Origin of the sequence: Pseudobutyrivibrio sp. (assembly GCF_017471675.1) — a bacterium.
Classification (GTDB): Bacteria; Bacillota; Clostridia; order Lachnospirales; family Lachnospiraceae; genus Pseudobutyrivibrio.
Genome location: NZ_JAFUSK010000062.1, coordinates 50468 through 65858, shown reverse-complemented (window position 1 = coordinate 65858; position 15391 = coordinate 50468). Strand labels below are relative to the sequence as shown.

9 protein-coding genes are annotated in these 15391 nt (G+C 39.4%); 7 read left to right on the top strand and 2 right to left on the bottom strand.

Translation table 11 applies throughout. The features are described 5' to 3' along the window. Positions 1-120: 120 nt before the first annotated feature. From IJ535_RS09845 to IJ535_RS09835, 3 genes are all read left to right on the top strand, one after another. The gene (locus IJ535_RS09845; RefSeq protein WP_294301999.1) at positions 121-999 is read left to right on the top strand and encodes a carbohydrate ABC transporter permease; all 879 of its coding nucleotides are present in this window, start codon (positions 121-123) and stop codon (positions 997-999) included. Further along, the gene (locus IJ535_RS09840) at positions 999-1853 is read left to right on the top strand and encodes a carbohydrate ABC transporter permease (protein WP_294301997.1); all 855 of its coding nucleotides are present in this window, start codon (positions 999-1001) and stop codon (positions 1851-1853) included. The genes IJ535_RS09845 and IJ535_RS09840 overlap by 1 nt, the downstream gene beginning before the upstream one ends. 134 nt (positions 1854-1987) lie before the next feature. Then, complete coding sequence (locus IJ535_RS09835; RefSeq protein WP_294301994.1) at positions 1988-2965, top strand: LacI family DNA-binding transcriptional regulator; 978 nt, start codon at positions 1988-1990, stop codon at positions 2963-2965. Between the two features lie 22 nt (positions 2966-2987). On the opposite strand, the gene IJ535_RS09830 is transcribed toward IJ535_RS09835, so the two are convergent. After that, positions 2988-3398: a PaaI family thioesterase gene (locus tag IJ535_RS09830; RefSeq protein WP_294301991.1), complete on the bottom strand. Its 411-nt coding sequence runs from the start codon at positions 3396-3398 to the stop codon at positions 2988-2990. Between the two features lie 123 nt (positions 3399-3521). On the opposite strand from IJ535_RS09830, the gene htpG reads away from it, so the two are divergent. Together htpG and IJ535_RS09820 are read left to right on the top strand one after the other, a co-directional pair. After that, complete coding sequence (gene htpG, locus IJ535_RS09825) at positions 3522-5603, top strand: molecular chaperone HtpG (RefSeq protein ID WP_294301988.1); 2082 nt, start codon at positions 3522-3524, stop codon at positions 5601-5603. Between the two features lie 221 nt (positions 5604-5824). Further along, positions 5825-7459, top strand: a complete 1635-nt coding sequence (locus tag IJ535_RS09820) for a glycoside hydrolase family 13 protein (protein ID WP_294301985.1) — start codon at positions 5825-5827, stop codon at positions 7457-7459. A gap of 138 nt (positions 7460-7597) precedes the next feature. Here the strand turns inward: IJ535_RS09820 and IJ535_RS09815 are convergent, their stop codons facing one another. Beyond that, complete coding sequence (locus IJ535_RS09815; protein ID WP_294301983.1) at positions 7598-11851, bottom strand: 2-hydroxyacyl-CoA dehydratase; 4254 nt, start codon at positions 11849-11851, stop codon at positions 7598-7600. Positions 11852-12162: 311 nt separating this feature from the next. On the opposite strand from IJ535_RS09815, the gene IJ535_RS09810 reads away from it, so the two are divergent. Both IJ535_RS09810 and IJ535_RS09805 read left to right on the top strand, forming a co-directional pair. After that, positions 12163-13755 (top strand): CTP synthase, encoded by a 1593-nt coding sequence (locus IJ535_RS09810; RefSeq protein WP_294301980.1) that lies wholly within the window; start codon positions 12163-12165, stop codon positions 13753-13755. A 147-nt stretch (positions 13756-13902) separates the two neighbouring features. Next, positions 13903-15330 (top strand): NCS2 family permease, encoded by a 1428-nt coding sequence (locus IJ535_RS09805; RefSeq protein ID WP_294301977.1) that lies wholly within the window; start codon positions 13903-13905, stop codon positions 15328-15330. Positions 15331-15391: the final 61 nt, after the last annotated feature.

Genomic DNA, 15391 nt, shown 5'->3' with positions numbered 1-15391 from the left:
TAGCGAGTCTTCATTGTGTGAGCCCCATGCCGAAGGCATTATAGATGGGCGAACTTCATTGTACAGAATATATTGGGCCTGCAAACTTGTGGGCCCTATTTATTAAGAAGGGAAATCAATATGAAAACAAATACCATGAGCTACAAATTCAAGCAGTATTTGCTTTTTGCAGGCATATCTACAATTATCTTTGCTTGTGTTGTAATCATACCTTTCATTTATGGTTTGTATCTCACATTTACAAGTTGGGATGGTGTATCTCGTAACAAACCATTTGTTGGTATAGATAATTATGTTAGCGCATTTGCAGATAGCGGATATTGGACATCACTTGGACGTACATTCATTTATTCAGCTATCGCAGTTATTTTAGTTAATGCCGTTGCATTTATCATTGCATATATGGTAACAAGCGGTATTAAAGGACAAAACTTTTTTAGAGCAGGATTCTTTGTTCCAAACTTAATTGGTGGTATTGTTTTAGGTTATGTTTGGAAATTCGTATTTAATAAAGCTCTTGTTGAGCTTGCAAGTACTATTTCAAGTGGACACGCTAAGTCATTACTTGCCACAGAATCTGGTGCTATCGCAGCACTTATTATTGTATCTGTTTGGCAATATGCAGGCTACATGATGCTTATCTATGTGGCAGGCTTTATGAGCGTTTCCGAAGATGTTATAGAGGCGGCTAAAATTGATGGCTGTACAGGAACACAGTCAATCATTCATATATCAATTCCACTTATGACTGCTTCATTTGTACAGTGCTTATTCCTTACAATCACCAGATGCTTTATGGTTTATGATGTAAACCTTTCACTTACAAATGGTGACCCATACGGAAGCTCAGCTCTTGCAGCTATGCACGTGTATAACCAGGCATTCATTAACAAGGATTACGGTACAGGTCAGGCAGAGGCATTAATCCTATTTATTATCTGTGCTGTTATCGGTGGATTACAAGTTTATGTTGGAAAGAAAGGGGAGGTGCAGGCATAATGGAAAACGAAATCGCAGCTCGCAACAAAAAAATTAAACATGCCATTATGATTATCGTACTTGCTATTTTATTTGTAGCATTTATATTCCCTTTCATAATGGTTATCATCAATGTATTTAAGGTGAAGTCAGATATTACAGCAAATCCACTTGCTTTAATAGGAAGACATGGCTTTACACTTGAGAACTTCCCAAATGCTATTAAGAAGATGAACTTCTTTAGATCATTTGGCAACTCACTTATTGTTACAATCTTTTCTACAATCGGTACTATCATTTTATCTTCAATGACAGCTTACCTTATTGTTAGAAATAATTGGATGGCTAACAAGATTTTATTTGTAACTATGATTGCATCAATGGTTATTCCATTCCAGGTACTTATGGTTCCTTTAGTATCTCTTTATGGTGGAATCTTTGGTGTATTAAATCACAGAATTACACTTATTATCATGCACATTGGATTTTCACTTTCAATGGCAACATTTATGTTCCATGGAAGTATTCATACTAATGTACCTATCTCTCTTGAAGAGGCAGCTACAATTGATGGATGTAACAAATGGCAGATTTTCTCACAGATTGTATTCCCAATCCTAAAGCCTACTATTGCAACAGTAGCAATTATTGATGCAATGGCATTTTGGAATGATTATTTGCTTCCATCACTTGTGCTTGGACGTAAGGAATTATATACTATTCCTATCGCAACAAAGGTATTTTACGGCACCTACTCAACAGATACAGGATTAATTATGGCAGCACTACTTCTAGCAATGCTCCCAATTCTTATCCTATATCTCTTCCTTCAGAGATATATCGTTGAAGGAATAACAGCGGGGGCTGTTAAGTAATATACAATAAGGAGGGGCCCAGCTTGCTGGGAAGATTCCTTATTGTCACGGCGCACCCATTGCCGGAGGCAATCATAAATGTGCGCCTTCCCGTTTTTGGGAGAATTTATATAAACAAATCAAGGAGGGGCATAATGGCGACGCTTAAGGATGTGGCAGCAGAGTGCGGTCTGACAGTCACTACAGTCTCTAGAGTTCTTAACAACAGGGGCTATATCAGTGACGAAACTAGAGCAAAAGTTTTTGCTGCAATGGAAAAACTTAATTACACACCTAATGAAGTGGCTCGTTCCCTTTCAAAAAAAACGACTAATACAATAGGCGTTATAGTGCCTCATATCAGGCACCCATATTTTGCAGAGATGATTAGTAACATAGAAAATGCTGCTAGCAAAAAGGGATATAAAATTATCCTTTATAATACAAAGGGAAGGAATAATAAAGAAAAAGAATACTTAGATATGTGCACCAGCAACAGGGTGGCAGGTATAATTCTTTTTTCCTCTAGCATTGCAGTACAGGAATTTACAGATAGCAAAATTCCTCTTGTTACAGTTGAACGTTTTGTTGAAAATGGAACGGCAGCAGTTGAATGCGATAATAAGCAGGGCGGGGAGCTTGCGGCAAAGCATTTGATAGAGCAAGGATGCAAAAGACTATTAAACGTCAGTGGTGTAAAGGGTAATTCCATGCCTGCTGATGATAGAACCTTAGGTTTTGAAGAGATATGCAAAAAGAATGGTATTTACTATAAGGTTGTTGAAACCGAAATTGGCCAGTACAATAGCTTAGATTATCATGAAATGCTAGAAGGGGCATTAGGGCTGGACGATGAAATAGACGGGGTTTTCGCCAGCTCTGACCTGATAGCATCCCAGGTTTTACAGGTATGCTCAAAGCTTGGAAAAAGAGTTCCTGAGGATATTAAGCTGGTAGGATTTGATGATGTCATGATTTCCCAAATCACCAATCCACCTATATCAACCATACATCAGCCTATTAAGGAAATGGCATCGGCTGCTGTAGATATGGTTGTTGCAGCATCTGAGGGAAAAACAGTTCCAAAAAGAACGCTATTACCTGTATCATTAGTAAAAAGAGAAAGTACTTAAGAAAAAAGGGCAGCTAATTGTGTTAGCTGTCCTTTTTTGATACACAAAAATAATTGAAGGTTCCTTTGTTGGTAAGGGTGTTGCTTTCATCAAATACATCTACCTCAACCACACATAAGCTCTTAGTCCTGCTTATAACTGTGGCTACAGCATTGATCCTGTTACCTTTGTTTGCTTTTAGATAATAGAAGTTGGCCTGCTGGGTAACATATTCTCTACCATCTCCACGGCTTGCATAGGCTGCACAGGTATCTGCTAACGTGAAGCTGACACCACCATGGGCAATGCCAATGGCATTCATTGATTCAGGAGCTAAATCAACATGGGCTTTTGCACCCATCAATTCAATGTCATCAATAACAATTCCAATATGATTTGGAAAGTGGTTTACAGATATAGAATCTGACCATTTGTCTAGTAATTCTTTGCTCATTATATCCTCCCTTAGACATTATTAGCACTCTGTATAGATGAGTGCTAAATTTCTATTGACTTTGAGTTTTTGCAGTATTATCATATCATTTAGTGAGAATTATTACAAAGGAGTGACGTAATTATGGGAAACAAAAAAGGTAGTTTATCAATTACAAGCGAAAACATTTTTCCAGTGATTAAGAAGTGGTTATATTCTGATCACGACATTTTCTATAGAGAGCTTATCTCAAATGGTTGCGATGCAATTACAAAGCTCAAAAAGCTAGATATGATGGGAGAGTATTCACTTCCACTTGATTATAAGGCTAAGATTCAGGTAATTGTTAGCCCAGAGGACAAGACACTTACATTCATTGATAATGGTCTTGGTATGACATCGGAAGAGGTTGATGAGTACATTAACCAGATTGCTTTCTCAGGTGCTACAGATTTCCTTGAGAAGTACAAGGATAAGGCTGATAGTGATCAGATTATTGGACACTTTGGATTAGGCTTCTATTCTGCATTTATGGTAGCTGATGAGGTTCACATCGATACACTTTCATATAAGGATGGCGCTAAGGCTGTTCACTGGGAGTGCGATGGCGGCACAGAATTTGAAATGGGCGATGGTGACTGGGACCAGGTTGGTACTAAGATTACATTGTTCTTAAATGAGGATTGTCTTGAATTTGCTAACGAGTACAGAGCTCGCGAGGTAATCGAAAAGTACTGTTCATTCATGCCTACAGAAATCTATCTTTCTAAGAAGGATGCTCCAGAAGAATACGAGACAATCGATGCAGCTGACAAGCGCGACACAGATAAGGTTATCGAAGAGATTCATGAGGAAGCTAAGTTCGAGGAAAAGGAAAAAGAGGATGGTACTAAGGAGCAGGTAGAGGTATCTCCTGCAAAGGATAAGCTTAAGATTGTTAAGCGCCCAGTTCCTCTTAACGAGACACATCCACTTTGGACAAAGAATCCTTCTGAGTGCACAGAGGAAGAGTACAAGGCATTTTATCGCGATGTATTCCATGATTATAAGGAGCCACTTTTCTGGATTCACCTTAACATGGATTACCCATTCAATCTTAAGGGTATTTTGTACTTTCCTAAGATTAATACAGAGTACGATTCAATCGAGGGTACAATCAAGCTATATAACAACCAGGTATTCATTGCAGATAACATCAAGGAAGTTATTCCAGAGTTCTTAATGCTTCTTAAGGGTGTTATTGATTGTCCTGATTTACCACTTAATGTTTCTCGTTCAGCTCTTCAGAACGACGGATTTGTTACAAAGATTTCTGAGTACATTACAAAGAAGGTTGCTGATAAGCTTTCTGGAATGTGCAAGACAGAGAAGGAATCTTACGAGAAATATTGGGATGATATTGCTCCATTCATCAAGTTTGGTTGCTTAAAGGATAACAAGTTCTGTGATAAGATGAACGATTACATCCTATTCAAGGATATCAATGATAAGTACATTACACTTCCTGAGCTTCTTGTTAAGGAAGAGGAAAAGGCTACTGACGAAAATGGTGAGAAGGTTGAGGCAGAGGTTGTTGATGATGCAAAGAAGGATGATGCAGAAAACAAGGAACCTGAGGATACCAGAAAGACTGTTTACTATGTAACTGATATGAACCAGCAGGGTCAGTATGTAAGCATGTTTAAGGAGCAGGGTATGAACGCTGTTATCCTTGACCACGCTATTGATACATCCTTCATTACACAGCTAGAGCAGCGTAACGAGAATTATAAGTTCTGCCGTATCGATGCTGATGTTACAGATTCTATGGTGGAAGAGACTTCTGAGGATGAGCTTAAGGCTGAGACTGAGACTCTTACAGAAGTATTTAGAAAGGCACTTAACAACGAAGGTCTTGAGGTTAAGGTTGAAAGATTCAAGAACAAAGAGCTTTCATCTATGCTTACAGTATCTGAGGAAAGCCGCCGTATGCAGGATATGATGAAGATGTACGCTATGGGCGGTATGGATATGGGTATGTTTGGCTCTGCATCAGAGACATTAGTGCTTAATGCTAACAACGATTTAGTAAACTACATCCTTAACAATAAGGATTCGGAGAATGCTCCTGTATTTGCAGCTCAGCTTTATGACCTTGCTAAGATTGCAAATGCTCCACTTGCACCAGAGGCAATGGCAGAGTTTATAGCTAGATCAAATAAGATTATGACACTTCTTGCAAAATAGTGATATAATCAGAATAGTTATACAAAATAATATGATTTTACACTTGCATATTATTGTAACGGCAGACGGTGACGTCTGCCGTTTTTAGATTTTACACACAATTGTTTTAAAGTTATCTTAATTTTGAGATTATATGTGATGATTTTGTGAATAAATTATTGAAAAAGTATGTTTAATCCGTTATCATCTTAATAGAGAATTTTTGATTATGGGGGACGGTTATGGCAACATCTAGTACAAAAAAATGGTGGAAAAATGCGATAGTATATCAAATTTATCCACGATCATTTTGTGATAGTAATGGGGATGGGATAGGTGATATCCCAGGAATCATATCTAAACTTCATTATCTTAAGGAACTGGGCGTAGATGTTATTTGGCTAAGCCCTGTTTATCCAAGCCCTGGCTATGACAATGGCTATGATATTTCTGATTATAAGGGCATCAATCCTGAATTTGGCACTATGGAGGATATGGAAAAGCTTATCAGCCGCGCCAAGAGACTTGGAATAAAAATAATTATGGATTTGGTAATTAACCACACATCAGATGAGCATGAGTGGTTTAAGAAGGCATTGGCTGGTGATAGTAAATATAGAGATTACTATTATTTCAGAGATGGAAAAGGAAGGAAGGCACCTAATAACTGGGGTTCATTCTTTGGCGGCAAAGCATGGACTAAGACTGAAAATGGTGATTACTACCTTCACTTGTTTAGTAAAAAACAGCCTGATTTGAACTGGCACAATTCTGATGTTTATGAGGAAATCACTGATATTATGCGTTTTTGGCTTGATAAGGGCATAGCAGGCTTCAGATGTGATGTAATCAATATTATATATAAAGAATCTTTAGAGAATGGAAAAAGGAGATTTGCTCTCACTGGTAAGGAACATTATCTTAACACAGAGGGCTGCCATGAATTAATACAGAGATTTAATGCAGAGGTATGGAGCAAATACAAGACTTTCATAGTGGGTGAAACTGTATTTGTAACACCTGATGATGCTAAGCTTCTTAGTGACGAAAGTAGAAAAGAGTTAGATGCTGTTTTCTTCTTTGAACACATGGATGTAGATAGCAGAGGTGTTAAATGGTTTAAAAAAGCCTATAAACCATGTAGGCTTATAAGAATACTGGATAAGTGGCAGAAGGCATTAGAGGTTCCAGCTAATTATCTTGAGAACCACGATCAGATACGCTCTGTTAATCACTTTGGTAATACAGGCAAATTCTGGGAGAAGAGTGCAAAGCTTTTATGCGGCCTTAATCTTTGCTTGAAGGGACTTCCATTTATTTACGAAGGTGAAGAAATAGGAATGACTAATGGAGATTTCAGAGGTCTTAGAGACTTAAAGGATGTGGAATCTGCCAGTGTCAATCAGGCAATGAAAAGGTTATTGCTTGTACATTCTATAAGAAGACGTCTTATTCTTCGCACTACAAGGGATAACGCACGTACACCAGTACAATGGGATTCATCTGAGGGTGCAGGCTTTACTACAGGCACACCATGGTTAAAGATTAATGCAAATAAAAGCTATATTAACGTAAAAGATGAGAAAGAGGATGAGAATAGTATCCTTAATTTCTACAAGAAGATGATAGAATACAGAAAAGGCTCCCATGCCCTTAACGAAGGTACTTACCGCCGTGTAGCATCTCCAAGTGACGTATATATATTCACTAGAGAATCAGATGAACAGAGATTATATATTTACTGTAATCTATCTAGCTACAACAGGTCAGTAGAATTCTATGGGGATAAAATAGTATTTGGAAATTATGATATTGAAGAGGCAGAAAACACTTACCTCAAACCATACGAATTTAGAATCGTAGCATCTAATATATAACGTAAAAGCCAGCTCCGAAGAGCTGGCTTTTAATATTTAAGTGAGCATGTAGCTAACAAGCTATATTATTTCCTTAGCGAGACGTGTTGTCGAGCGGGGAAATAATATGCTTGTTAGCGTAACATGCGGACTAGGGTATTACTCAGCCTTGGCTAAGTTTTTATTTGCTGTAGAAAGCATAAGCTTAATTCTGTTCAGCTGGTTTACTTCTGAAGCACCTGGATCATAGTCGATGGCTACGATGTTTGCTTCTGGGTGCTCATGGCGAATACGCTTAATAACACCCTTACCAACTACGTGGTTAGGTAAGCATCCGAAAGGCTGGATACATACGATGTTGCTTGCACCAGTTTCGATAAGCTCAAGCATTTCGCCTGTAAGGAACCATCCCTCACCAGTCTGGTTACCAATTGAAACGATTTCTTTAGCATTTGCTGCAGTATCTGTAATGTATGCTGGAGCAGTGAATCTCTTAGACTTGTTAAATTCATCTCTGGCAGCACTTCTGAGCCATTCAAAGAACTTAATTCCAAGGTTACACATGAACTTAGTCTTTCGGCTAGCACCAAGGTTTTCTTCCTTAAAGTTTGCATTGTAGAAGCTGTAAAGGAGGAAGTCTGTAAGGTCTGGTACAACTGCCTCGGCACCTTCCTGCTCAAGTAATTCAGCAAGCTGATTGTTAGCTGCTGGAAGGAACTTAACAAGGATTTCACCTACGATACCAACACGTGGCTTCTTAAGTCCTTCTATAATAGGAAGGTTATCGAAATCGCGAATCATTTCACGGCACATTCTCTTGAACTTGCGGTGAGAAAGAATCTTTGTATTAGAAACAAAATCGATAACTTGTTTTTTCCACTTGTTGTGAAGCTCGTCTGTAGAACCAGGAACTGCCTCGTAAGGACGAACGCGATATACACAGCGAAGTAAAATATCACCAAATGTAAGAGCGTAAAGTCCGTGCTGGATAAGGCTAGGTGTAAGCTTGAATCCAGGGTTTGGTTCGAAGCCGTTAAGGTTCATTGAGATAACTGGAACATCAGGATAGCCTGCCTTAGCAAGGGCACGTCTGATGAAGCCAATGTAGTTGGAAGCACGACATCCACCACCTGTCTGTGAGATGAGAAGAGCGGTACGGCTCATATCAAACTCACCTGAATTGATAGCAGCCATAAGCTGTCCGATTACCATAAGTGAAGGGTAGCATGCATCATTGTTAACGTATTTAAGACCAACATCTACACAGGTACGTGTAGGAATATCAGGAATCACAAGGTTGTAACCGGCTGCGTTAAATGCAGGCTCGATTAAATCAAAGTGGATAGGTGACATCTGTGGGCAGAGGATTGTGTAATTCTTCTTCATTTCCTCTGTAAATACTATACGGTTATAGCTAGCTGGAACAATAGTGCGCTCCTGCTTTTTCTTCTTCTTAACGCGAAGTGCAGCAAGAAGAGAACGTACTCTGATACGTGCAGCACCAAGGTTGTTAACCTCATCAATCTTAAGGCAAGTGTAAATCTTACCAGAGTTTGTAAGGATATCAGCAACCTGATCAGTTGTAACGGCATCAAGACCGCAACCGAATGAGTTAAGCTGAATTAAATCTAAGTTGTCATGCTTCTTAACGTAGTTAGCAGCTGAGTACATACGAGAGTGGAACATCCACTGGTCCATAACGATAAGAGGACGCTCAACCTCACCAAGGTTTGAAATAGAATCCTCAGTAAGTACTGCAATGCCGTAGCTGTTAATAAGCTCTGGAATACCGTGGTTAATCTCAGGGTCTACGTGGTAAGGTCTTCCTGCAAGAACGATACCATGCTTTCCTGTTTCCTCTAAGTATTTTAGAACATCCTGACCCTTAGCGTACATATCATTTCTGAAATGTTCCTGCTCAAGCCATGCAGCATGTGCGGCTGCCTTAACCTCAGCAGCGTCAATATCAAACTCTTCCTTAAATACCTTTTCAAGCTGAGTAGTAAGAATCTCCTCAGAAGAGAAAGCCATAAATGGATTAAGGAAACGAACCTTACCAGTTGTGATTTCGTCTACGTTGTTCTTAATGTTTTCAGCATAAGATGTAACGATAGGGCAGTTGTAGTGGTTGTTTGAATCTGGGAACTCATTTCTTTCGTATGGAATACATGGATAGTAAATGAAGTCCACATTGCCTTCGTTAATGAGCCACTGAACATGACCGTGTGCCATCTTGGCTGGGTAGCACTCTGACTCAGATGGAATTGATTCGATACCCATTTCGTAAACCTTACGGTTTGAACGAGGAGAGAGAACTACTCTAAACTTAAGTGCCTTAAAGAATGTAGCCCAGAATGGGTAATTCTCGTAAAGGTTAAGTACACGTGGAATACCAACAGTACCACGGGTAGCTTCTTCCTCAGAAAGAGGCTCGTAATCAAATAATCTGTTGTACTTATATTCGTAAAGGTTAGGGATGTTTTCCTTATTTTTAACACCGCCTGCACCCTTTTCACATCTGTTACCAGTGATGAATGAACGACCGCCAGAGAATCTGTTGATTGTAAGTAAGCAGTGGTTCACACAACCCTGACAACGAGTGAGCTTTGTATCAAATGTAAGATTGTTAATCTCATCAATGCCAAGTGTAGTAGTTGTAGGATTTTCCTCGTAACGCTCCTTAGCGATAAGGGCACAACCGAAGGCTCCCATGATACCTGCAATATCAGGACGAACTACATTAACACCTGCTACCTTTTCAAGGGAACGAAGAACAGCATCATTGTAGAATGTACCACCCTGAACAACGATGTTCTTACCAAGCTCTGATGCATCAGAAAGCTTGATAACCTTGAAGAGTGCGTTCTTTATTACAGAGTAAGCAAGACCTGAAGAAATATCGGCAACAGATGCGCCTTCCTTCTGAGCCTGCTTAACCTTTGAATTCATAAATACAGTACAACGTGTACCAAGGTCGATTGGGTTCAAAGCAAAAAGTGCTTCCTCAGCAAAATCCTGAACTGTGAAATCAAGTGACTTAGCGAAAGTCTCAATGAAAGAACCACAACCAGAAGAGCATGCTTCGTTAAGCTGTACGCTATCAACTACGCCGTTTTTGATGCGGATACATTTCATATCCTGACCACCGATATCAAGGATACAATCTACATCAGGGTTGAAGAATGCTGCAGCATAGTAGTGAGCGATTGTTTCAACCTCGCCATCATCAAGCTGAAGTGCAGCCTTAAGTAAAGCTTCACCGTAACCTGTTGAGCAAGAATGTACGATATGTGTATCCTCAGGCATGATAGAGTAAATCTCTTTAAGTGCCTTAAGTGAAGTAGCAAGTGGGCTACCGTTGTTGCTTGAGTAGAAGGAATAAAGAAGTGTTCCATCATCACCAACAACCGCAAGCTTTGTAGTAGTAGAACCAGCATCGATACCAAGGTAAACATTACCATGATAGTTAGCTAAATCGCCCTTTTTAACCTCTGCCTTAGCATGTCTGTCCTTGAAGGCTCTGAAATCATCTTCACCATCAAATAATGGCTCAAGTCTGGCAACCTCAAAGTCCATCTTAATTCCTTCAGAAAGCTTGTCGATAAGGTCGTCCATAGGAACGTTGTTTTCTTCCTTTGAATTAAGAGCAGAACCGATAGCTGCAAAAAGATGAGAGTTATCAAGTAAGATAGCGTGCTCATCATCTAACTTAAGTGTACGGATAAATGCTTCTCTAAGCTGATCCAAAAAGTGAAGTGGACCACCAAGGAATGCAACGTGACCACGGATAGGCTTACCACAAGCAAGACCTGAAATAGTCTGGTTAACAACTGCCTGGAAAATAGAAGCAGACAAATCTTCCTTAGAAGCACCTTCATTGATAAGAGGCTGAATATCAGTCTTGGCAAATACACCACAACGGGCTGCGATAGGATAGAGAGCCTTATAATCCTTAGCGTATGTATTAAGACCTGGGGCATCTGTCTGAAGAAGTGAAGCCATCTGGTCAATAAAAGAACCTGTACCACCGGCACAGATACCATTCATACGCTGTTCCACATTACCATTTTCAAAATAGATGATTTTGGCATCCTCACCACCAAGCTCGATAGCAACATCTGTCTGAGGAGCATAGTGAGTAAGGGCAGTAGAAACTGCGATAACCTCCTGTACAAATTCCACCCCAAGATGCTTAGCAAGTGTAAGTCCGCCTGAACCTGTAATCATAGGACGAACCTGAATCTTACCAAGTGATGACTTGGCCTGTGTTAATAAATCAGTGAGAGTCTGCTGGATATTAGCAAAGTGTCTCTGATAATCTGAAAATAAAAGCTTGTTATCGTCATCTAAAACTGCAATTTTAACTGTTGTAGAGCCGATATCAATACCTAGTTTAAATAACTTGTTTTCCATAAAATAATTATTCTTTCCTATTAAAAAGTATTTTATACAACATGTGGTATTATAAATGTAGATGAAAAAATATACAATAAACAAATTATTAAATATGTTATAAAAAGGCTTCGAGTCAAAAAATTCCCTCTTTACAAATCTATCCTCTTGTTGTAATATTTTACAGTGATTTGAGCGTTTATTTTTTTGGAGGCATTCCTTCAAAAAAAAAACGCTTTTTCTATTTTCAGGAGGAAATATGTCACAAATATCTATTTAAGATTTCTATTAATGATGTAATCCAATGAATAATACAAATTAAGGAGTGTAGAATGACAAAGCATGTATTTGTAACAGGTGGTGTAGTATCAGGCTTAGGCAAGGGTATCACAGCAGCTTCTTTAGGACGTCTTCTAAAGATGAGAGGCTATAAGGTGGCTTCACAGAAGCTGGATCCTTATATGAATGTTGACCCTGGCACAATGAGCCCTTATCAACATGGAGAGGTTTTCGTAACAGACGATGGTGCTGAGACAGACCTTGATTTAGGACATTATGAGCGTTTTATTGATGAGAGTCTTAACAAGTACTCTAATCTTACATCTGGTAAGGTTTACTGGAATGTTCTTAATCGTGAGAGAAAGGGCGAATATCTTGGACAGACTGTTCAGGTTATTCCTCACATCACTGAGGAAATTAAGCGTTTCATTTACATGGGTGCAGAGACATCTGATTGTGATGTTCTTATTACAGAAATCGGTGGGACAACTGGTGATATAGAATCTCAGCCATTCCTTGAGGCTATTCGTCAGGTTTCACTTGAAAAGGGACGTGAGAATTGCTTATTTATTCACGTAACACTTGTACCATGGCTTTCAGGCTCAGAGGAACACAAGTCAAAACCAACACAGCATTCTGTTAAGGAGCTTCAGTCACTTGGAATCTCACCAAACATTATTGTTTGCCGTGTAGATCATCCACTTGAGCAGTCTATTAAGGATAAGATTTCTTTATTCTGTAATGTTAAGAAGGATTGTGTAATCGAAAATGATACACTTGATTGTCTATATGAAGCACCACTTATGATGCATAAGTATGGACTTGATGATGTTGTTTGCCGTGAGCTTGGTCTTGATAATCCTACTCCAAAGATTGAAGAGTGGGAGAAGATGGTAGACACAATCAAGGGTCTTAAGAAGGTAACAAAGATTGCTATTGTTGGTAAGTATGTTGCGCTTCATGATGCATACCTTTCAGTTCGCGAGGCTCTTTATCATGGCGGTTATGCTAATGATGCCCATGTTGAGATTGAATGGGTTGACTCAGAGGAAATTACAAGGGATAATGTTAAGGATAGACTTGGCATGTGTGATGGTATCCTTGTTCCAGGTGGTTTCGGTGATAGAGGCGTAGAAGGTAAGATTGTTGCCTGCCAGTACGCTCGTGAAAATGATATCCCATATCTTGGCATTTGCCTTGGTATGCAGGTTGCAGCTATTGAATTTGCACGTAATGTATGTGGACTTGCAGATGCTAATTCACGTGAGTTTAACAGCACAGGTAAGAACTGTGTAATCGATCTTATGGAAGAGCAGATGGCTGTTCTTAGAAAGGGCGGTACAATGCGTCTTGGTGCTTATCCATGTGCAGTTAGAAAAGATACTAAGCTTTTTGAAGCATACGGCAGCGAGAATATTTCAGAACGTCACAGACATAGATTTGAGTTTAACAATTCATACAGAGAGCTTATGACAGAAAAGGGACTTACAATTTCTGGTACATCACCTAATGATGAGGTAGTTGAAGCTATCGAAGTTTCATCTAACAAATTCCATGTAGGTGTTCAGTTCCACCCAGAATTTAAGAGCCGCCCAAACAAACCACACCCATTATTTACAGCTTTCATTAAAGCAAGCCTTAACTAAATTGGCTTCCCCCTCTGGGGGAAGCTGTCGGCGCAGCCGACTGATGAGGGCATGCCCCGCAGGGGCGGATGAGGGTTATTCGGAGTAGCCTACTGATGAGGCATAACCAAGTTTCCAATAATTTTATATATAAAAAAGGAGAATTATATGTTAGAGAAAAGATTTAAACTCAGCGCTAACAACACTTCTGTAAAAACAGAAATTATCGCTGGACTCACCACATTCATGACAATGGCATACATCATTGCCTTGAATCCAAACTTACTTACCAATTACGGTGCAGGAGGACAGGAGCTTTGGAATGGAGTATTCCTTGCTACATGTCTTTCATCTGCAGTAGCAATGTTTGTAATGGCTTTCCTTGCTAACAAGCCATTCTGTTTAGCTCCAGGTATGGGTCTTAACTCATTCATGGCAATCGTTATTGGTAACCTTGTTGCTATGACAGGCATGGGATATGTTGAGTCATTCCAGGCTATGCTTTGCATCATCCTTATTGAAGGTATCGTTTTTTTAATCCTTTCACTTCTTAATATTCGTGAAAAGATTGTAGATGCTATTCCTCTTGGAATCAGACTTGGTATCTCACCAGCTATTGGTCTTATGCTTCTTAACATTGGTTTTGGTTCAAATGTTTACATTGCTGATTCTAACTTTAATCAGTTCTTTGTAATGAAGGATTTCTTTGGAGCACTTACAGCAGGCTATGCTAAGCAGACAATGACAGATGCTTATCCTATGATGGTTCTTTCTGCAGTTACAATGTTTGTAGGTCTTTTCATTATTGTAGTACTTGCATCAAAGGGCGTTAAGGGAGCAGTTATTTGCGGTATGTTGATTGCTTCTGTTATCTACTGGATTGGAGATGCAGTATTCCTTGGAAACAATCCTTTTGCTTCACTTGCTACAGCATCATTTGTTCCAGCATTTAATGACATGGCTACTACTACTTTATTCAAGTTTAATTTTGCAGGTCTTACACAGATGGGCTGGTTCACAGCTATCACTCTTGTTATTACATTCTGCGTTATTGATATGTTCGATACAATCGGCACATTAGTTGGTACAGCTTCACGTGCTGGTATGGTAGATAGAGAGGGCAATATGCCTAACATGAAGGAAGCTCTTCTTTCAGATTCAATCGGTACTATTGTTGGTTCATGCACAGGTACATCTACAGTTACAACATTCATCGAGTCAGCATCAGGTGTAGAGGCAGGCGGACGTACAGGTCTTACAGCACTTACATGTGGTATCGCATTCCTTCTTTGCATCTTCCTTGCACCAATCGCTGCAATTATTCCAGCAGCAGCTACATCAGCAGCACTTATCTATGTTGGTGTACTTATGATGACAGGTCTTAAGAAGGTTAACTTTGATGATCTTTCAGTATGTGTGCCAGTTACAATCATGCTTATTGCTATGCCAATCTCTGGTTCAATCGGACACGGCATCGGTCTTGCTATGATTTCATACACAATCATTAAGGTATTTACAGGTAAGGCTAAGGAAGTTTCAGCTCTTACTTATGTAATTTCTGTATTATTCCTTATCAAGTTCTTCTTAGCAGTATAAAGAGGCTTCCCCTTTTAGGGGGAAGCTGTCACCGCAGGTGACTGATGAGGGTTAAAAGGCA